This is a genomic window from Blautia sp. HCN-1074 (assembly GCF_037890165.1).
Classification (GTDB): Bacteria; Bacillota; Clostridia; order Lachnospirales; family Lachnospiraceae; genus Blautia_A.
This window is the reverse complement of the sequence record NZ_JBBKBP010000001.1, coordinates 107552-129380: the sequence shown is the minus strand read 5'-3', so window position 1 is coordinate 129380 and position 21829 is coordinate 107552. Positions and strand designations below refer to the sequence as shown.

Below are 21829 nucleotides of genomic sequence, written 5' to 3'. Positions count from 1 at the left end.
ATCCATCAATTTATCCGCTCTATTTGTAGAATTGCTATAATCATTACATTGTGAATATCAGCGCAGGTAATTTCGGAAATGGAGAATGCTTATGTCAAATGATACAAATAACAATGTACTGTTTTCGCAGTATTATGCACAGTGGATTGATGTATATAAAAAGGGTGCAATTCGTGAAGCAACTATGGCAAAATATCTGATGACACAGAGGTGGGTGGAGAAGCTGGTGCCTGAACTGAGGGTGTCAGAGCTGACCAGAACGGCATATCAGCAGCTTTTGAATGATTATGCAAGAGAACATGAGAGACAGACTACGCTGGATTTTCATCATCAGCTGAAAGGTGCTATTCTGGATGCGGTTGATGAAGGAATGATAGAACGAGATCCAACCAGAAAAGCCATTATTAAGGGGAAAACTCCCAAGGCCAAGAAAATAAAATATCTGAATCAGTTTGAACTTCATACATTGATCGCTGATCTGGATATTAAGGAGGAGCCAAACTGGGACTGGTTTATTCTTCTTGTTGCAAAAACCGGAATGAGATTTTCAGAAGCTCTGGCGATTACTCCGGCAGATTTTGATTTTGGCAGGCAGACGCTGTCAATAAGCAAAACCTGGGATTATAAAGGTGAAGGTGGTTTCCTTCCAACGAAGAATAAATCTTCTGTGAGAAAAATTCAGATTGACTGGCAGATTGTTGTAAAATTCTCAGAACTGACCAAAACACTTCCGCAGGATCAACCTGTTTTTGTGGGAGAATCAAAGGTTTACAATTCTACTGTGAATGATGTGCTTACCAGGCATTGCAGAAGGTGTGGGATATCTGAGATTTCCATACATGGACTCAGACATACCCATGCCTCATTATTATTGTTTGCAGGAGTGTCCATTGCCAGTGTTGCGCGTAGACTGGGGCATGCAAGTATGACTACAACACAGAAAACATACCTGCACATTATTCAGGAACTGGAGAACAAAGATGTAGATCTGGTGATGAGAACTTTATCAGGATTATAATCTGGATGATTTAGAGAAATTATCTGCGCTGATAAAAAGTTACTGCTTTTTCTGTTACAGGAGGCATGGAAAAAAATGTGAAGTGTGATATACTGTTAGTTATCTTATAGGCAGGCATTACAGAATAATAAGGAGCTTTTGAATGAGCGAACAAAAAAGAAAAATTGGTTTTACTGTTGCGTGTGTAAATGAATTTGCCAATAAACATAATCTAAGTGCCAAAGAAGCGTTTCAGTACCTTTTTCAATTCAAAGGCATAGCTTTCATTAAAGAAAATTACGATGTCGAGCATACTCTGGATTTTGAAACAATTTTGGAAGACTTAGAAATTTTATGTAAAAAAAATGGAGGTACATTATTAACTAAATAAGCTGTGAATCAGTTATTTGGCTATAAGCAAGTAGAGAAGGTACTATTTTAGTAACATGATGCTTGGAAAAAACGGAGGTTATTAACAGTTAAATATAAATTATAAAATCATATAAGCACATGTTGAGTTTTATAAGATATTAGAGTAGAATATTATTGAAAGGAGTTGCTTCTTTGAGTAAATATTATTCTATACATGAATTTTCAAAAATTATAGGCGTATCTGTCCAGACATTACGAAATTGGGATGCCAATGGAAAACTTCATCCGCATCATACTACAGTAAGTGGCTATAGATATTATTCTGATGAGCAACTCAACCAGGTAATAAATGTAAAGCCTAAAAACCGCATTACAATTGGATATTGTCGCGTTTCAAGCCATAAACAGAAAGATGATCTGGAACGACAGATTGATAATGTTAAGACATATCTTTTGGCAAAAGGACAGCCATTTGAGATAATAAGTGATATCGGTTCCGAGATTAATTATAAGAAAAAAGGAATTCAGGAATTGATCAGGCGAATATCTCAAAATCAGGTTGAAAAGGTTGTTGTTTTATATAAAGACCGGCTATTATGATTTGGTTTTGAGCTGATAGAATATATCGCTTCACTTTATAATTGTGAGATTGAGATTATTGATAATACTGAAAAATCCGAACAGCAGGAACTTGTTGAGGATCTGGTTCAAATAATCACAGTATTCAGTTGTAAATTACAAGGAAAACGAGCGAATAAAGCTAAGAAACTTATTCGGGAACTGATACAGGAGGAAACAGATGGTAAAAGCCATAAAAGTAATGTTGATACCAAATAATGTACAGAAAACTAAGATGTTTCAGTACGCAGGTGCTTCAAGATTTGCTTATAACTGGGCTTTGGCCAGGGAAATAGAAAACTATGAAAAAGGTGAAAAATTCATTTCAGATGCAGAACTCAGAAAAGAATTTACAAAGCTTAGACATTCTGATGAATATGCATGGTTACTGAGTATTTCAAATAATGTAACCAAACAGGCAATCAAAGATGCCTGTATTGCTTATAAGAATTTTTTCAAAGGTTTGCAGAAATTCCCAAGATTCAAGTCAAAAAAGAGATCAATGCCGAAGTTCTATCAGGACAACGTTAAGATACGATTCAGTAATACCCACGTTAAATTTGAAGGCTTTTCCTCCAGCAGGAAGGCAAATAAGCAAAAAATGAATTGGGTAAGACTTGCAGAATATGGAAGGATTCCGACAGATGCTAAATATATGAATCCGCGAATATCCTTTGACGGATTGAACTGGTGGATCAGTGTATGTGTAGAATTTCCTGACTGCAGGGAAACACTTAATGATGACGGAGTCGGCATAGATTTGGGAATCAAAGATCTGGCGATCTGTTCTGATGGAACTAAGTATAAGAACATCAATAAGAGTCAGAAAGTAAAGAAACTAGAAAAACAGAAACGCAGATTACAGCGTAGTATCTCTCGTTCTTACGAGAAAAATAAAAAAGGAGAAAGTTACTGTAAAACAAATAATGTAATTAAAAAGGAAAAACTTTTATTAAAACGAAATCACAGATTAACAAATATCCGAAAAAACTATTTGAATCAGACCATATCTGAGATCATAAATCGAAAACCAAGATTTATATGTATTGAAGATCTGAATGTCAGCGGAATGATGAAAAACAGACATTTATCCAAAGCAGTCCAGGAACAGGGATTTTTTTGGTTTAGAAAACAGCTCGAATACAAATGCAGCGATAAAGGGATTCAGCTTATTGTGGCTGATCGGTTTTATCCATCATCAAAGCTTTGCAGCTGTTGTGGAAATATCAAAAAAGCTTTGAAGTTATCTGACAGAGTTTATAGATGTGAGTGTGGGAATATGATTGACAGAGACTTCCAGGCATCTATAAATCTCAAGACTTATGGAGAACAATTTGCAAGCTGACACTGAAACGTTAATGCAAATATGTACGGATACGTTAGTCCGGAATTTACGCCTATGGAGAGTACAAGAACTTGTGAGTAGATTGATATTTATATCATCAAAAGCATACTCGTTGAAGTAGGAATGGAACATAGAAGTTTATAACTTTTTATAAGTTTTCAGTAACGGAACACAAAACAAATGCACCTTGAGTTAGCCAAAACATTGCGAAATTACGACAGAAAAAATTTATCAAAGGACATCCTCACCGGGCTGATTATTATGGCTGTCTCGATCCCGATTTCCATGGGCTATGCCCAGATTGCAGGGCTTCCGGCGGTTTATGGACTGTACGGCTCTGTATTCCCGATCATATTGTTTGGGCTGTTTTCCACATCACCTCAGTTCATCTTCGGGGTGGATGCAGCACCTGCGGCGTTAGTCGGGGCGGCACTGGTGGAAATGGGAATCCAGAGTGGTTCGAAACAGGCCGTGGCGGTTGTGCCGGTACTCACATTTTTTGTGGCAGTCTGGCTGTTTATATTTGCATTTTTTAAAGCTGGAAAACTGGTAAACTATATTTCCGCACCTGTAATGGGAGGCTTTATCACAGGTATCTGTACCACAATTATTCTCATGCAGGTGCCCAAATTAATGGGTGGAACTGCAGGAACCGGAGAGTTGCCGGAGCTGGCAGAGCATATCTGGGCTACATTGGGACAGATCAATCTGCCTTCACTGATCTTAGGTCTGGTTTCTCTGGTCATCCTTCTGGTAATGAAAAAAATCATGCCTAAGTTTCCTATGGTAGTAGTTCTGATGGCTGCAGGTGTATTATTATCCTATTTCGTCCCGATTTCCAACTGGGGAATCCGCACACTGGATGCAGTAGAACCGGGGCTGCCTGTATGGAGTATTCCTGACTTCTCTGCCATCGGTCTGAAGGAAGCAGTTATCTACAGTCTGTCCATTGCTGTAGTGATCATGGCGGAAACCTTACTTGGTGAGAACAGCTTTGCACAGAAAAATGGTTACAGGGTAAATGCCAATCAGGAGCTGGTAGCCTTTTCCATGGGAAATCTGGCGGCAGCTCTGACAGGCTGCTGTCCGATCAATGGTTCGGTGTCACGTACCGCTATCAGTGAACAGTACCAGGGAAAAACACAGCTGACAGGAATTGTTGCAGGAATTTCCATGATTTTTGTGCTTCTGGGAGCAACCGGGCTGATCGCTTATCTGCCGGTTCCCATGCTGACTGCAATTGTGATATCCTCACTTCTGGGGGCAACGGAATTTGATCTGGCTGTACGTTTGAGGAAAATCAGCAAAAAGGAATGCCTGATCTACTGGGGCGCATTCTGGGGAGTGCTGATGCTTGGCACCATCAATGGAGTATTGATCGGTATTATTCTCTCCTTTGCAGAGATGATCATCCGTACTGCGAAACCGGCACGCTGTTTTCTGGGAGTGCAGCCGGGACACAGGCATTTCGAGGATCTTACGGAAAGCCTGCATAACTGCGAGATTGAGGGCGTGGTGATCTACCGATTCAGCAGCAGCCTGTTTTTTGCAAATATAGATATTTTACAGCAGGATATTGAGAATGCCATTGGACCGGATACCAAAGCAGTAATTCTGGATGCCAGCGGGATTGGCAGTATTGATGTTACGGCTGCGGACAGGCTTGCAATTCTGTACCGTTCTCTGAAGGCAAGAGGAATTCGTTTCTACATAACAGAGCATATCGCTGAGCTGAATGAACAGATGCGTGCACTTGGACTTGGATTTTTGATCGAAGAGGGGCGTGTACGCCGGACCATACATGTTGCATTAAAGGATATGGGAATCCATTATCCTTATCCTTTGAAGGGCAATGTAGATAATACAGAACGTTCTCCGTTCAGAAAGCGTGTGGACAACAGTGTACAGGAATTTGTCTGGGCTTTTGGTTCTGATTCTGAGGCAGAGATAGAGAAGCAGATTCATCTGCAGATTGAACATTTAAAAGAGAACGGAGATATGCAGGAACTGCTCCATGGCCAGTGGAATCATATGGACGAACTTGATGCAGATGCATGGATTGAGCATCTGGAAGAGCATATGAAAGAAATTGTAAAGATTTCCGGACAGGATGAACAGGAACTGACTGTACGTTTTGAGAAGCATCGAAAGAAACTCCGGGAACAGATGCTGAAAGAGCATCCGGAGTTGGTGGCGATGTTCGAGGAGCGCAGGCGACTTTTGGATGAGCAGTTAGAGAAAAAATGGCCGGATGTGTATGCACTGGTATTAAAGCAGCGTGAGAAGGATAACAGGTAAATGAAAAAGTTTAATTTAAATGTACAGAGATATATCTGCATTTTATTATGCCTTGTTTTATATGTTACTGTGCTTCCCTTTCCTGTATCAGCAGAGGAAGCAAAAACTCAGACAGTCAGAGTAGGCTGGTATGAAGGAATCTATAATACCACAGGATCAGACGGTCAGAGGAGAGGCTACAGCTACGAATACTAACAGGCAGTAGCTGCGCATACCGGTTGGAAATATGAATATGTGGATGGAAGCTGGGCAGAACTGATGAGCATGCTGAAAAAAGGACAGATCGATCTGCTGGGAGGCATCTCCTATGCAGAGGAACGTTCCACTTCCATGCTCTTTTCGGAACTGCCTATGGGCGAGGATAAATATTATCTCTATGTGAATCCATCCAATACAGACATCTCTGTTTCAAATCTGACTACATTAAATGAGAAGAGAATCGGGATGATGCCGGATACACTTTCTGCCGAAATGTTTCATGAGTGGGAAAAAAGCCATGGAGTAAACACACAGCAGGTTGATATTATCGATGTAGACGATATCCGTCAGAAATTGAAAAATCATGAAATTGATGGGTTTGTTTTGAATGAATCTCCACAGTGGGAAAGAGATAACATTTCACCAGCTCTTCTGATCGGCGGCTCCTATAACTATTTTGCAGTCAGCAAAAAACGCCCGGATCTGAAAGAGGAGCTGGATCAGGCAATGCAGAAGATTGAGAGGGAGAATCCTTTTTATACAGACGATCTTTATAAGAGGTATCTCTCCGCAAATTCCCTTGAAACTCTTACGGATGAGGAGCAGAACTGGCTGGAACAGCATGGGGCGGTCAGGATTGGATATCTGAAAAATGATGTGGGTGTCAGCCTTGTGGGTACGGAGTCAGAGAAACCGGTAGGAATTATTAACGATTATATTAGTCTGGCTTCTGGCTGTCTGGGAGAAAAAAACATAGAATTTCAGTTGACAGGCTTTGATTCCCAGGAGGAAGAGCTACAGGCATTAAAGGATAGCAGGATTGATATGATTTTTCATATGAATCAGAATCCATATGAAGCTGAGCAAAACGATGTTATATTGTCAAATACTGTTTTTGAAGTCAATGTTGCAGTACTCACAGGTGTTAAAAAGTTTGATGAAAATAAAGAGAATACAGTAGCAGTGAGAAGGAATAACCTGCTGGGAAAGTGGTATATTTCTTTTAACTATCCTTTCTGGAAAATAAAGGAATATGACTCATCCGATGAGGTTGAGAAGGCAGTTCACAGCGGTGAGGCAGACTGTTTTGTTGTGAAGGCAGGACAGTCATTAAAGACAATGGCAGACAGCAAAATGCGCAGTATTTTTCTTACGAAATCCGGGGATTCCTGCTTTGCAGTCACCAGGGACAATACAACATTAATGAATATCCTGAACAAAACCATTCAGACTCTGCCTGCTTCCAGGCTTTCCAGTCAGTTTTGCGTATATGAAAACGAACCGGGAAAGGTCACTCTGGCAGAATACATAAAGGATAACCTGCGAGCAGTTTCTATTGGTTTTGTAAGTACGGTTCTGGTTATTATAATGATTATAGTTTACCTGATGATGAAAGCAAGAAAAGCCCAGATTCAGGCAGAAAAGGCTAATGCCGCCAAATCAGATTTCCTTTTCAATATGTCTCATGATATCCGGACACCCATGAATGCCCTGCTGGGATACAGTGAGCTGATAAAAAGGGAACTGACAGATCCCAAGCTTCTGGACTATCAGGAGAAGATGGAACAGTCCGGAAATCTGCTGCTGTCTATTATCAACAATGTGCTGGACATGGCACGGATTGAAAGCGGTAAGGTGGAACTGGATGAGGATTATGTGAAGATCAGAGATATTTATCAGGGAATTTACAAAATTTTCCAGGCAGAAGCGGAGAAAAAAGGTATTCACCTTGAGATGGAATACGATGTGCAGCATGAGCACGTAATCTGCGATGGGACAAAGAACAGGGAAATTTTCCTCAATCTGATCAGCAATGCGGTAAAATATACAGCTTCAGGGGGAAGGGTTACCATAAAGATCACAGAACTTGACTGTGACAGGAAAGACTATATGCGGATACGGACTCAGGTAATTGATACAGGTATCGGAATGAGCGAAGAATTCCTTCCATCTCTCTTTGAGGCTTTTGCCAGGGAACGAAATACAACGGCCGGAAAAGTTGCGGGGACAGGTCTGGGAATGCCGATCATAAAGAAATATATTGATATGATGTACGGAACTATTGAAGTAGAAAGTAAGCTGGGGGAAGGAAGTAAATTTACAGTTACTCTGGAATACAGGATTGCTGATAAGAGTTATTATGAACAGGATACGGAAAAATCTATAGATATGGATGAAACAGATAGAATAAGCGGAAAACATATTTTGCTTGCAGAGGATAATGATCTGAATGCGGAAATCGCAGAGTTTATTCTGGAGGATATGGGACTTATGGTTGATCGTGCTGAGGATGGAGTTCAATGTGTGGCAAGGATAGAACAGAAACCGGCAGGCACCTATGACCTGATTCTTATGGACATTCAGATGCCGAACATGGATGGGTATAAAGCAACAGAGGTAATCCGAGGTCTGTCAGATAAGAGCAAAGCAAATATTCCAATCATTGCCATGACAGCCAATGCCTTTGAGGAAGACAGAAAGAAAGCACTGGCAAAAGGAATGAACGGACATATTGCGAAACCTGTGGATATTGAGAAGATGAGAGAAATTCTGCAGAATACTTTTAAGCGATAATATGGATTACCTCAGAGCGTGTTTGAAAAATCATTTCTTGTGGAAGGTATTTTCAAACACATTTCAGGCAATCGACAGACTGGGAAGGGAATACAGAAATTAAATGAAAGAAAAAGAATCAATGAGCAGAACAGGAAAAAGGATTGTATGCATATGCATGGTCCTAAGTCTGATTCTGACCTGCATCCTGTGTGCGACACCTGCCACAGCAAAAGCTGCGGAGGAAGAAACCACGGAAAGAGTTGTCCGCGTGCTCCTTTGAGGACACCTTTAATTATGTCAATGAGAAAGGTGCAAGGAAGGGCTATGGATATGAGCTTCTGGAAACTCTGTCCGGCTATATAGGATGGAAGTTTGAGTATGTCACCTGTGACTGGTCCAACTGTTTTGAAAAGCTTATAAACGGTGAATTTGACATTATGGGTGATATTTCCTATACAGAGGAACGCGCAAAACAGATGCTGTTTTCCGATGAACCTATGGGTGAGGAGAAATATTATCTGTATGCAGATCTTTCAGATACGGATATTTCAGCTTATAATTTCCAGACACTGAATGGAAAACGGATCGGTGTGCTGAAAGGAACCCAGCCGGAAGTCATGCTCACAGAATGGGAGCAGAAATATAACCTGGAAACAACACATGTGAATATAGCCAATAATGATGATGTGAAAAGAAAGCTGGCAGATCATGAAATCGATGCCTTTGTTTCCCTGGAGGAGTCTTTATGGGCTGCCCAGGGGATTTCCACAGTTGTAAATGTGGGAAAATCTGGCATTTATTATGCGATCAACAAGGATCATCCGGAGATCAAAGAAGAACTGGATAATGCCATGCGCAGACTGGAGGATGATAATCCATTTTACCTGGCAGATTTGTATAAGCAGTATTTTTCCATGGATTATACACCGATTCTTTCCGGTGAGGAGAAAAAATGGCTGAAAGAGCATGGGGCCATCCGCATCGGATTCCTGAAAGATGATACAGGCATCAGCACCATAGAGATGCCTGACGGCAGATTCAGCGGTGCAATGACTGACTATATTCAATATGCAGCAGGCTGTCTGGGAAACCAGAAGCTGGATTTTAAACTGACAGAATATAACAGCTACGAGGAGGAGACTGAAGCCCTGAAATCGGATGAAATTGATATGATCTTTCATTTCAGTCAGAATCCGGACACAGCAGAGGAATACCATTTCGCTTGTACCAATACAGCCTGGACCTATAATCTGATGGCTGTCACCAATAAGACATCTTTTAATGAGAATGAATCAAACCGTATTGCAGTTCCAAAGGATGATCTGCCGTTGGAAAAGCATATTGAATATTACTATCCTCAGTGGGAAATCGTAGAGTGCGATTCTGTGGATGATGCGGCAAATCTTGTGATAAAGAAGCATGCAGACGGATTTGTCACAGGAGTTGCTTCTGCATCGGATTACAGTGAAAAATACAATTTATACAGTCTGCCTCTTTCAAACCCTGAGAAGTCTGCTTTTGCAGTAAAAAGCGGCAACCATTACCTGCTGTCCATACTGAATAAGACGATTAAAGCCATGCCCTCCAACATGCTTACAAGTGCCATCGCCATGTATGAGAGTACACCGGGGAAGGTTACTCTGGCAAAATTTGTAAAGGATAATCTGGCTGTAGTTTTACTGTGCAGTGCAGTGCAGTGGTTATTATGCTGATTCTGATATCAATCCTGGGCTTGCTGCAAAAGGCGCGTCAGGCTGAGACTGTTGCAAAACAGGCGGCAGATGAAACACAACAACTGAACAAAAAGCTGCAGATTGCTGTGGAAAAGGCAGAGAGTGCGAACCTGGCAAAGACCAATTTCCTGAATAATATGTCTCATGATATCCGTACACCTATGAATGTGATCCTGGGATATAACCAGATGCTTGGAAAGAGACTGACAGATCCCAAACTTCTGGATTATCAGGAAAAGATAGAGCAGTCAGGAAATCTGCTTTTGTCGATCATTAACAATGTGCTTGATATGGCGCGGATCGAGAGCGGAAAGGTAGAGCTGAGCGAGGATTATGTAAAAATAAGCAGTATGCTGAGAGAATTTTATGATGTTTTCGGAGAGGAAGCACAGCAGAAGGGGATTACTTTTTTGCATGAGGATAATGTGGTACACCAGCATATTATCTGTGACGGTACCAAGATAAGAGAAATTATGATTAATCTTGTCAGCAATGCAATTAAGTATACACCGGACGGTGGTACAGTATCTCTGATAACCACAGAACTTCCGTGTAGCGAAGAAGGATATGTAAGGATTAAAACAGAAGTTACGGATACCGGCATTGGCATGAGCAAAGAATATCTTCCCATCATCTTTGAGTCCTTCAGCCGGGAACGGAATACAACAGCCGGAAAAATAGGCGGAACCGGACTGGGAATGTCTATCGTGAAAAATCTGGTCGATATGATGGGCGGAACCATCGAAGTAGAAAGTGAATCCGGAAAAGGAAGTCGGTTTACTGTTATACTTCAGCACAGGATTGCAGATGCAGGGTGTTATGAGAAAAAATCAGAGAAAACAACAGATGCTTCAAGAGAAATCCTTAAAGGAAAACATGTGCTGCTTGCAGAGGATAATGACCTGAATGCAGAGATTGCAATGGAAATTCTGATGACAGAGGGACTGGTAATTGACAGAGTGGAAGATGGCATTCAGTGTGTCTACAGAATCGAGCAGTCTCCGGCAGGCACCTATGACCTGATTCTTATGGAGATCCAGATGCCGAACATGGATGGCTACAGGGCAACTGAGATGATCCGTGGACTGTCAGATAAGAACAAAGCAAATATTCCAATCATTGCCATGACAGCCAATGCCTTCGAAGAAGACAGAAAAAAGGCACTGGCAAAAGGAATGAACGGACATATTGCAAAACCTGTTGATGCAGAAAAAGTTGAGAAGACTATTTGTGGGGTTTTAGACAGGCGGAGCGAACAATAGCATAAAGTATCCTTCAGACACGTTGTTACTGTTCACTCCGTGCCCAGTAACATGCTTCGCGATGCACAGAATTTATGCTATTCGCATAAACTCGCGCGGCATGTCTCGGTTTTTCTGTGACCTTCGCTCACAAAAAACACCTCGCGGAATAGTAGCGTGTGAACAGTAGCGACACGTTCTAAAGTGCAGAACAGGTATTCGTTTGTTCTGTACTTTTTTTATATGGGATGATATACTGAAAACATAACCATACTAAAACATATCTCAATTTTTGATAAGCGAAATTTGATTAAAACAGGAGAATATTATGGATCATTTTAAATTGCACTCCGAATACAAACCCACCGGTGACCAGCCTCAGGCAATCGAGAAACTGGTCGAAGGTTTTAAAGAAGGCAACCAGTTCGAGACTTTACTGGGTGTCACAGGCTCCGGTAAGACCTTCACTATGGCGAACGTCATCGCCCAGCTTAATAAACCAACCCTCATTCTCGCCCACAACAAAACTCTCGCGGCACAGCTTTACGGAGAGATGAAGGAATTCTTCCCTGAGAACGCAGTGGAATACTTTGTCTCCTATTATGACTACTATCAGCCGGAGGCCTATGTCCCGTCTTCAGACACCTATATCGCTAAAGACTCCTCCATCAATGACGAAATTGACAAACTCCGTCTCTCTGCCACAGCCGCAATGTCAGAACGGAAAGATGTAGTGGTCATTTCCTCCGTTTCCTGTATCTACGGACTGGGATCCCCTCAGGAATTCTTTGACATGATGATCTCCCTGCGTCCAGGTATGACCAAAGACCGGGATGAGGTAATCCGGGAGCTGATCGACATTCAGTATACCAGAAATGAGATGGACTTCCACCGAAGCACCTTCCGTGTCCGCGGAGATACTCTGGAAATTTTTCCTGCCAACAGCTCCGACACAGCCGTGAGAGTAGAATTTTTCGGAGATGAGATCGACCGTATTTCAGAAATTGATGTACTGACAGGAGAAATCAAATGCCAGCGTTCCCATATCAGCATCTTCCCTGCATCCCACTATGTAGTGCCTGCAGAACAGATCCAGAGAGCAGCGGTAGCAATAGAAGAAGAATTAAAAGAACGCGTAGAGTATTTCAAAAGCGAAGACAAACTTCTGGAAGCTCAGCGAATCTCAGAACGCACCAATTTTGACATTGAAATGATGAAAGAAACAGGATTCTGTTCAGGAATTGAAAATTATTCCAGACATCTGTCAGGATTAAAGCCCGGACAGCCGCCATACACGCTGCTGGACTATTTTGGAGATGACTTCTTACTTATTATAGATGAATCTCATATCACAGTACCTCAGGTAGGAGGAATGTACGCCGGTGACCAGAACCGTAAGCAGACGCTGGTAGACTACGGCTTTCGACTTCCTTCAGCCAAGGATAACCGTCCCTTAAGCTTCGAAGAATTCGAATCAAAACTGGATCAGGTCATGTTTGTATCTGCCACCCCGGGACAATATGAGTATGATCATGAACTCCTCTGTGCAGAACAGATCATCCGTCCAACCGGACTTCTGGATCCGAAAGTAGAAGTCCGCCCCATTGAAGGACAGATTGACGACCTGATCGGGGAAGTAAACAAAGAAGTGTCAAAGAAACACAAAATCCTGATCACCACCCTCACCAAACGAATGGCAGAAGACCTGACAGAATATATGAAAGAAGTAGGAATCCGGGTCCGCTATCTTCATTCCGATATCGATACCTTAGAGCGTGCCCGCATCATCCGCGATATGCGTCTGGATGTCTTTGATGTACTGGTAGGAATCAACCTCCTCAGGGAAGGCCTGGACATCCCGGAAATCACCCTGGTAGCAATCCTGGATGCAGACAAAGAAGGCTTTCTCCGTTCCGAAACCTCCCTCATCCAGACCATCGGACGAGCTGCCCGAAACAGCGAAGGCCATGTAATCATGTACGCAGACAACATGACCGATTCCATGCACAAAGCCATCACCGAAACCAACCGCCGCCGAACTATTCAGGAAGCCTACAACAAAGAACACGGAATTACTCCGACTACTATCAAAAAAGCAGTCCGTGACCTCATCGCCGTATCCAAAGCAGTAGCCGAAACCGAAGTCCGACTCCAGAAAGACCCAGAGTCCATGACCCGCAAAGAACTTATCAAACTCATCACCCAGGTAGAAAAACAAATGCGCGCCGCAGCCGCAGACCTCAACTTCGAACAAGCCGCCGAACTCCGCGATAAAATGATCGACCTGAAAAAGAATCTGGATACTTTAGACAAATAATTCTACACCGAGTTTTAGAAGAGGCGATTCGCCTCCCAGGAGAGAGCCCCGCCTATATGATCGTCCTGAACAGCCAGCGGGGAGAAAGTATTGATATTGTGTGCATTTGCAGGATGCTAAGAGATACTAAGTCCGCAGAAATCTGCAGACTTAGTATCTCTTAGCGTCCGAAACCGCACACAATATCAATACTTTCTCCCCGCGTCCCTTTCTATAACATAATCTTAATAATTCCCATTGTTCATAAAATAACAAAAAATTCACAAAATAATATTGACAAACCAAATCAAGAGTGCTATCTTATGAGCATAAGGTGTTAGCACTCCTAAAACATGAGTGCTAACAAACCAAAAACAAAGGCAGTAAAGGAGTGGAACTTCATGGATCAGGAATTAGATGATCGTAAAAAGAAAATACTAAAAGCCATCATCAAAACCTACATGGAAACAGGCGAACCGGTGGGTTCCCGGACCATTTCCAAGTTTGCAGATTTAAATGTAAGCTCTGCCACCATCCGGAATGAGATGTCAGACCTGACAGATATGGGATATATCGTACAGCCCCACACCTCAGCCGGAAGAATTCCTTCTGATAAAGGTTATCGCCTCTACGTAGACGAGCTGATGAAAGAAAAGGAATCAGAGGTTCAGGAAATCAAAGATCTCATGATAGAGAAAACCGATAAACTGGATAAAATGCTGAAACAGGTAGCAAAGGTACTTGCCTCCAATACCAACTATGCAACAATGATCTCTGTTCCACAGTACAGCGGAAGCAAGATTAAATTCATCCAGCTTTCCCGAGTGACACCACTTCAGCTTGTGGCAGTAGTAGTGAGTGATAACAATGTCATCCGAAACCAGATCATCAATCTGGATGAGGAGATGGACGATCAGACAATCCTGAAATTAAATCTTCTTCTTAACACCAACTTAAATGGTGTGCCTATTCAGGACATCAACCTGGGAATGATCGCCCGCCTGAAAGAACAGGCAGGTGTACATGGCTCTGTGGTTGGCACAGTCCTTGATGCAGTGGCAGACACCATCCAGGTAGACGAAGATGATATGCAGATATATACTTCAGGAGCAACCAACATTTTCAAGTATCCGGAGCTTGCAGACACAAGCAAAGCGAGCGAGCTGATTTCAGCATTTGAAGAGAAGCAGGATCTGGTAGACCTGGTGAAAGAGAGAATGTCTGATACCGAGAACACAGGAATTCAGGTGTACATTGGTGATGAGATGCCGGTGCAGACCATGAAAGACTGCAGTGTGGTCACAGCCACTTACGAACTTGGAGAAGGAATGCATGGTACCATCGGTATCATCGGTCCCAAGCGTATGGATTATGCAAATGTAGTTGACAGCCTGAAGGCTTTGAAAGTCCAGCTGGACGAACTGATTAAGAAAGAGAGTTAGAAAGGCGGTAATAGAGAGTGTCAGAAGAAACAAAGAACACAGCTCAGGAAGAAGAGACAACAGAGACTCCGGTAACAGAAGAAACTGTTGAGAATGAACCTGAGGTTGTAGAGAACGGTGAAGCAGAAACAGAGGAAATCCCGGTAGAGGACGGAGACGAGGAAGCTTCCCAGGATGACAAGAAAGACAGCAAATCAAAAACTTCTTTCTTCGGCAAGAAGAAAAAAGAAAAAGATAAATTTGAACAGCAGATTGAAGAACTTACAGACAGACTGAAACGAAACATGGCTGAATTCGATAACTTCCGTAAGAGAACGGAAAAAGAGAAATCCAGTATGTATATCATCGGAGCCAAGGATATTGTTGAGAAGATGCTTCCGGTTGTGGATAACTTCGAGAGAGGTCTTGCACAGGCACCTGAAGGAGATTCTTTTGCAGATGGCATGAAGATGATTTACAAACAGCTGATTACAACATTAGATGAGCTGGGCGTGAAACCGATTGAAGCAGTTGGTAAGGAATTTGATCCGAACTTCCACAATGCAGTGATGCATGTGGAGGACGAAGAAGCTGGTGAGAATATTGTGGTAGAAGAATTCCAGAAGGGTTACACCTACAAGGATTTCGTAGTCCGCCACAGTATGGTAAAAGTAGCCAACTAATTTACATGAAAATATAGAATATATCAAATCTAGTTGAAAATAAACAGGAGGAACAAGATTATGGGAAAAATCATTGGTATTGACTTAGGTACAACAAATAGCTGTGTAGCCGTAATGGAAGGTGGACAGCCAACAGTTATCGCTAATACAGAAGGCGCAAGAACAACACCATCAGTTGTCGCTTTCACAAAAACAGGAGAACGTCTTGTAGGTGAACCTGCAAAACGTCAGGCAGTAACAAACGCAGAGAGAACAATCTCTTCCATTAAAAGAGAGATGGGTACTGACTACCGTGTAACAATCGACGACAAGAAATATTCCCCACAGGAAATTTCTGCTATGATCCTTCAGAAACTGAAAAAAGATGCAGAAGGATACCTTGGTGAGAAAGTTACAGAAGCAGTTATCACAGTTCCTGCATATTTCAATGATGCTCAGCGTCAGGCAACAAAAGATGCCGGTAAGATTGCCGGTCTTGATGTAAAACGTATTATCAACGAGCCAACAGCAGCAGCTCTTGCATATGGCCTTGACAATGAAAAAGAACAGAAGATCATGGTATACGATTTAGGTGGCGGTACATTCGACGTATCTGTAATCGAAATCGGTGATGGTGTTATCGAAGTTCTTTCCACAGCAGGTAACAACCGCCTTGGTGGTGATGACTTCGACCAGAAAGTTACAGATTACATGCTTGCAGAGTTCAAGAAAGCAGAAGGCGTTGACTTAAGCAATGATAAGATGGCACTTCAGAGATTAAAAGAAGCTGCAGAGAAAGCAAAGAAAGAGCTTTCTTCCGCAACAACTACAAACATCAATCTGCCATTCATCACAGCTACAGCAGAAGGCCCGAAACACTTCGACATGAACCTTACAAGAGCTAAATTCGATGAATTAACACATGACTTAGTAGAAATGACAGCAGAACCGGTACGTCGTGCACTTTCAGATGCAGGTATCACAGCATCTGAACTTGGCCAGGTACTTCTGGTTGGTGGATCTTCCCGTATCCCGGCTGTACAGGATAAAGTAAGACAGTTAACAGGCAAAGAGCCAAGCAAGAACCTGAACCCGGATGAGTGTGTAGCACTTGGTGCTTCTATCCAGGGTGGTAAACTTGCAGGTGATGCAGGCGCAGGCGATATCCTTCTTCTGGATGTTACTCCACTGTCACTGTCCATCGAGACAATGGGTGGTATTGCAACAAGACTGATCGAGAGAAATACTACTATTCCTACAAGAAAGAGCCAGATTTTCTCAACAGCAGCAGACAACCAGACAGCAGTAGATATCAACGTTGTACAGGGTGAGCGTCAGTTTGCGAAAGACAACAAATCCCTTGGACAGTTCCGTCTGGATGGAATCCCGCCAGCACGTCGTGGCGTTCCGCAGATCGAAGTTACATTTGATATTGATGCAAACGGTATCGTAAATGTATCCGCTAAGGATCTTGGAACAGGTAAAGAACAACACATTACAATCACAGCTGGTTCTAACATGTCTGATTCCGATATCGACAAAGCAGTAAAAGAAGCTGCTGAGTTCGAAGCACAGGATAAGAAACGTAAAGAAGCAATCGATACAAGAAACAATGCTGATTCCATGGTATTCCAGGTTGAGAATGCACTGAAAGAGGCCGGAGACAAGATCGATGCTAATGATAAAGCTGCTGTAGAAGCAGACCTGAATGCGCTGAAAGACTTACTGTCCCAGACTACAAATGCAGAAGAGATGACAGATTCTCAGGTAGCTGATATCAAAGCTGCTCAGGAGAAGATGATGGAAAGTGCTCAGAAACTGTTCGCTAAGATGTATGAGCAGACACAGCAGGCAGGCGGCCAGGCAGGACCGGACATGAACATGGGTGGCGGTGCAGCAGGCAGCACAGATGCAGGAAACAACGATGATGTTGTAGATGCTGATTACAAAGAAGTATAATGTGACATTTCTGTAAAAGCAGAGATTTGCAACGGAAATATCAATAATAACTGTTCAGTGGGAGAGTCTCTCTCACTGAATAGTTGTGTTATAAATAAAACGGGTATAGGATTAAAATCATGGCTGATAAGAGAGATTATTATGAAGTCTTAGGCGTGGACAAAAGCGCCGATGACGCAACACTTAAAAAAGCATATCGTAAGCTGGCCAAGAAGTATCACCCGGATGTAAATCCAGGAGATAAAGAGGCTGAGGCGAAATTTAAAGAGGCAACAGAGGCTTACACCATCTTAAGCGATCCGGAGAAGAGAAAACAGTATGACCAGTTTGGCCATGCGGCTTTTGAAAACGGTGGCGGAGGTGCCGGCGGCGGCTTCGGAGGTTTTGATTTTAACGGTGCTGATATGGGTGATATCTTCGGCGATATTTTCGGTGATTTATTTGGCGGCGGCAGCAGAAGCAGACGTGCCAATAACGGTCCGATGAAAGGCGCAAACCTTCGTGCACGCGTAAATATTACTTTTGAAGAAGCTGTCTTTGGCTGTGAAAAAGAACTGGAGATCGTACTGAAGGACGAATGTACCACCTGCCATGGAACAGGTGCGAAACCGGGTACTTCACCGACAACCTGTCCGAAATGTAACGGTGAAGGTCAGGTCGTATATACACAGCAGTCCATGTTCGGAATGGTGCGTAATGTACAGACTTGTCCGGACTGTCATGGAACAGGTAAGATCATTAAAGATAAATGTAGTGCATGCCGCGGAACAGGATATACCTCTTCCAGAAAGAAGATTCAGGTATCTGTACCTGCTGGTATTGACAATGGTCAGAGTATTCGTATCCGTGAGAAGGGTGAACCGGGTACAAACGGAGGACCGAGAGGTGATCTTCTTGTAGAAGTAAATGTTGCACGTCATCCGATTTTCCAGAGACAGGATATGAATATTTTCTCCACTGCGCCTCTTACATATGCACAGGCGGCACTGGGTGGTACTGTCCGTATCAACACAGTGGATGGAGATGTGGAATATGAAGTGAAGCCGGGAACTCAGACAGATACAAGAATCCGTCTGAAGGGAAAAGGTGTTCCATCCTTAAGAAACAAGAACGTACGTGGAGATCATTATGTGACATTCGTTGTACAGGTTCCGACCAATCTCAACGAAGAAGCAAAAGAAGCGCTGCGTAAATTCGATGAGGCATGTGGCAACCGCCCGAAGGAGTCTTCCGAAGGGACCGAGAAATCCGAAAAGAAGAAAAAGAGCTTCATGGATAAATTAAAAGAGACTTTTGAGGACTGATTTTCAGAGATTTGAAAATTGGATTTTAAAAGAAAAATGAAAGAAAATTAAAGAAAAGAGGGCAAACCTCTTTTCTTTTTTTGCGTGGTCGTGTATATTGAAAGATAACGGCAAAAAAAGCAGAAGAAAATAATGTATGATCATGTAGTGTACCAACAAGTTGCATGGACAGGGATTCCTGAGAAATGGAGAGGTATTTGACTAAAAAAGAAAAAATTCGGTTTTTTCGGGAGAAATATCTCCCGTTGTGGTCAATCTTGCCACTGATAAGTATTTTTGTGCTGAATTGTCTGATTTACTGGGGCAGTGGCATATTGACAGCGAACAGATATCATTTTGATTTTACCACATCACTGGACAGGGCAGTGCCATTGATTCCACAGTTTATCTGGATCTATGTGCTGGCATTTCCTTTCTGGGCGGTGAATTATATTCTGGCGTCACAGAGAGGAAAGGACGGTTTTTACCGGTTTGTAGCGACAGATCTGACAGTACATTTTGCCTGTTTTGTGTTTTTTCTGATTTTGCCGACTACAAATATAAGACCTGAGATTGTGGGAAATACCTGGTCTGAACAGTTGCTTAAGTTTGTTTACATGATGGATGGGGCAAGTACTCCTTCAAATTTATTCCCATCGATTCACTGTTATGTAAGCTGGCTGAGCTGGCGGGGAGTCAGAAAATCAGAGAAGATACCGAAGTGGTATCAGCATTTTTCACTGATATTTGCAATACTGATCATTATTTCCACGCAGGTACTTAAGCAGCATTATCTGGTGGATGCAATCGCCGGAGTAGGACTGGTGGAACTGTCGTGGAGATTTTACAGCAATGGAAATCACCATGATATTTTCAGAAAGTTTTTTGAAAAGATTTCTGGTACATTGTTTTCGAAATAACTATACCACTTACTTGTCTGTGCGATTTAAGATATAAAGTGGTATGCGAACCGTAAGGATAAATGTTAATTATACAAAATAATTAAGAATGGAGAATAATATATGAAGTGGAACCGTTTTACAGTAAAAACGAAAACAGAAGCAGAAGATATCGTAATCAGTACACTGGCAGAGGTTGGAATCGAAGGTGTGGAGATTCAGGACAAGCAGCCATTGACAGAGGAAGATAAAGCTCAGATGTTTGTAGACATTATGCCGGAAGGTCCTGCAGATGACGGTGTTGCATATCTGAATTTCTATCTGGAGGAAGATGCTGATAAAGACGCGATTCTTAAGGATGTGCGTGAAGCACTGGATGATTTAAGAAATTTCATGGATATCGGAGAAGCAACGATCGAAGAGTCCCAGACAGAGGATAAGGACTGGATCAACAACTGGAAACAGTATTTCCATCAGTTCTATGTAGATGATATTCTTATTGTTCCATCCTGGGAAGAAGTAAAAGAAGAGGACAAGGACAAAATGATCCTGCATATCGATCCGGGTACAGCTTTCGGAACAGGGATGCATGAGACTACACAGCTTGTGATCCGCCAGTTAAAGAAATATGTGACACCGGATACAGAGATGCTGGATGTTGGAACCGGAAGCGGCATTCTTGGTATCGTTGCGCTCAAACTCGGGGCAAAACATGTGCTGGGAACAGACCTGGATCCATGTGCAGTTCCGGCAGTTGCAGAGAATAAAGAAGCAAACCAGATCGCAGATGAGACTTTTGACATGGTTATTGGAAATATTATCGATGACAAAGCAATCCAGGATCAGGCAGGCTATGAAAAATATGATATTGTCACAGCAAATATTCTTGCAGATGTTTTGATTCCGCTGACACCGGTGATTGTTAATCAGATGAAGAAAGGTGCTTACTATATTACTTCCGGTATTCTTGATGTGAAAGAAGAGGTAGTAGTGGAAGCTGTGAAGGCAGCAGGACTGACGGTTGTAGAGGTAACACATCAGGGCGAATGGGTTTCTGTCACAGCAAGAAAGGACTGATCTTATGCAGCGTTTTTTTGTGGAACCTTATCAGATCGAGGAAGAAATGCATCGTATTCATATCAATGGAACAGATGTGAATCATATTAAAAACGTGCTTCGTATGAAATGTGGGGAGGATGTCTGGATCAGCGATGGCGGTAATAAGGAGTATCATTGTCAGATAGAAGAACTGAGAGAGGATGAAGTTTTACTTCATATTCTTTATGCACAGGAACCGGAATATGAACTTCCAAACAAGATTTATCTTTTTCAGGGACTTCCAAAAGCAGATAAGATGGAACTCATTATTCAGAAAGCAGTGGAGCTGGGAGCTTTCTCAGTGATTCCTGTAGAGACAAAGCGATGTGTAGTGAAGCTGGATGTGAAGAAAGCGGCGAAGAAGGTAGCCCGCTGGCAGCAAATCGCAGAGAGCGCGGCAAAACAGTCAAAGCGAATGTTGATCCCCGAGATTCACGAGGTTATGACTTATAAAGAGGCGCTGGCATTTGCCGGACATTTAGACGTGAAGCTGATTCCATACGAGCTTGCAAAGGGAATGAAAGAAACCAGAGAAATCCTGAACGAGCTCAGACCGGGACAGTCTATCGGCATTTTCATCGGGCCGGAAGGTGGATTTGAGGAAGAAGAAGTGTCAAAGGCACTGGAGGCAGGAGCACATGCCATTACACTTGGAAGGCGCATCCTCAGAACAGAGACAGCAGGACTTGCGATTTTGTCTGTACTGATGTTTCAGTTGGAGAATGAGTAAGTTATAATAAGAAACAGTTGAAAATGAAAACCTGCGGTTTTTCTTAGATAATATTAATTGTTACCGGGAACAGTAATATGAAGTTGTATGATCAGGGAAAAGTTCAGGTATTTTGGTGTTACT

General features: G+C 42.4%; 17 protein-coding genes and 2 pseudogenes. All 19 read left to right on the top strand.

All coding sequences use genetic code 11. The features are described from left to right. Positions 1-91: 91 nt before the first annotated feature. Complete coding sequence (locus WKT11_RS00615; RefSeq protein WP_117675148.1) at positions 92-1018, top strand: site-specific integrase; 927 nt, start codon at positions 92-94, stop codon at positions 1016-1018. Positions 1019-1160: 142 nt separating this feature from the next. Beyond that, positions 1161-1388 carry a DUF3791 domain-containing protein gene (locus WKT11_RS00610; protein ID WP_117675146.1) on the top strand — a complete coding sequence of 76 codons (228 nt, stop codon included), beginning with the start codon at positions 1161-1163 and terminating at the stop codon, positions 1386-1388. A gap of 173 nt (positions 1389-1561) precedes the next feature. Further along, positions 1562-2206 (top strand): annotated as a pseudogene (locus WKT11_RS00605) (IS607 family transposase). Beyond that, positions 2169-3332, top strand: coding sequence for an RNA-guided endonuclease InsQ/TnpB family protein (locus tag WKT11_RS00600; RefSeq protein WP_117675144.1), 1164 nt, complete (start codon positions 2169-2171; stop codon positions 3330-3332). The pseudogene WKT11_RS00605 and the gene WKT11_RS00600 overlap by 38 nt, the downstream one beginning before the upstream one ends. 180 nt (positions 3333-3512) lie before the next feature. Next, positions 3513-5630, top strand: coding sequence for a SulP family inorganic anion transporter (locus WKT11_RS00595; protein ID WP_117675142.1), 2118 nt, complete (start codon positions 3513-3515; stop codon positions 5628-5630). After that, positions 5631-5825, top strand: a complete 195-nt coding sequence (locus WKT11_RS00590) for a hypothetical protein (protein ID WP_340281666.1) — start codon at positions 5631-5633, stop codon at positions 5823-5825. 12 nt (positions 5826-5837) lie between these two features. Further along, positions 5838-6380 (top strand): annotated as a pseudogene (locus WKT11_RS00585) (substrate-binding periplasmic protein); the annotation flags it as partial. Positions 6381-6653: 273 nt separating this feature from the next. Further along, positions 6654-8402, top strand: coding sequence for a response regulator (locus tag WKT11_RS00580; protein WP_445291921.1), 1749 nt, complete (start codon positions 6654-6656; stop codon positions 8400-8402). Positions 8403-8505: 103 nt separating this feature from the next. After that, positions 8506-8664 (top strand): hypothetical protein, encoded by a 159-nt coding sequence (locus WKT11_RS00575; protein WP_340281664.1) that lies wholly within the window; start codon positions 8506-8508, stop codon positions 8662-8664. After that, the gene (locus tag WKT11_RS00570; protein ID WP_117675138.1) at positions 8645-10096 is read left to right on the top strand and encodes a transporter substrate-binding domain-containing protein; all 1452 of its coding nucleotides are present in this window, start codon (positions 8645-8647) and stop codon (positions 10094-10096) included. Before WKT11_RS00575 ends, WKT11_RS00570 begins: the two co-directional genes overlap by 20 nt. After that, positions 10090-11379, top strand: coding sequence for a hybrid sensor histidine kinase/response regulator (locus tag WKT11_RS00565; protein ID WP_117675136.1), 1290 nt, complete (start codon positions 10090-10092; stop codon positions 11377-11379). The genes WKT11_RS00570 and WKT11_RS00565 overlap by 7 nt, the downstream gene beginning before the upstream one ends. 307 nt (positions 11380-11686) lie before the next feature. Next, positions 11687-13675 (top strand): excinuclease ABC subunit UvrB, encoded by a 1989-nt coding sequence (uvrB, locus tag WKT11_RS00560; RefSeq protein ID WP_340281658.1) that lies wholly within the window; start codon positions 11687-11689, stop codon positions 13673-13675. A 380-nt stretch (positions 13676-14055) separates the two neighbouring features. Continuing rightward, complete coding sequence (gene hrcA / locus WKT11_RS00555) at positions 14056-15096, top strand: heat-inducible transcriptional repressor HrcA (protein ID WP_117675132.1); 1041 nt, start codon at positions 14056-14058, stop codon at positions 15094-15096. A gap of 17 nt (positions 15097-15113) precedes the next feature. Then, positions 15114-15758, top strand: a complete 645-nt coding sequence (gene grpE / locus WKT11_RS00550) for a nucleotide exchange factor GrpE (protein WP_118410860.1) — start codon at positions 15114-15116, stop codon at positions 15756-15758. A 60-nt stretch (positions 15759-15818) separates the two neighbouring features. Continuing rightward, positions 15819-17696, top strand: coding sequence for a molecular chaperone DnaK (gene dnaK / locus WKT11_RS00545; protein WP_117675128.1), 1878 nt, complete (start codon positions 15819-15821; stop codon positions 17694-17696). Positions 17697-17815: 119 nt separating this feature from the next. After that, positions 17816-19000 carry a molecular chaperone DnaJ gene (gene dnaJ, locus WKT11_RS00540; RefSeq protein WP_118136582.1) on the top strand — a complete coding sequence of 395 codons (1185 nt, stop codon included), beginning with the start codon at positions 17816-17818 and terminating at the stop codon, positions 18998-19000. Positions 19001-19257: 257 nt separating this feature from the next. Beyond that, positions 19258-19899, top strand: a complete 642-nt coding sequence (locus WKT11_RS00535) for a phosphatase PAP2 family protein (RefSeq protein ID WP_243101652.1) — start codon at positions 19258-19260, stop codon at positions 19897-19899. A 102-nt stretch (positions 19900-20001) separates the two neighbouring features. Then, entirely contained in the window at positions 20002-20955 is a 954-nt protein-coding gene (gene prmA / locus WKT11_RS00530; protein WP_117675122.1) for a 50S ribosomal protein L11 methyltransferase, read from the top strand. A 4-nt stretch (positions 20956-20959) separates the two neighbouring features. Then, positions 20960-21706 carry a 16S rRNA (uracil(1498)-N(3))-methyltransferase gene (locus tag WKT11_RS00525; protein ID WP_340281647.1) on the top strand — a complete coding sequence of 249 codons (747 nt, stop codon included), beginning with the start codon at positions 20960-20962 and terminating at the stop codon, positions 21704-21706. Positions 21707-21829: the final 123 nt, after the last annotated feature.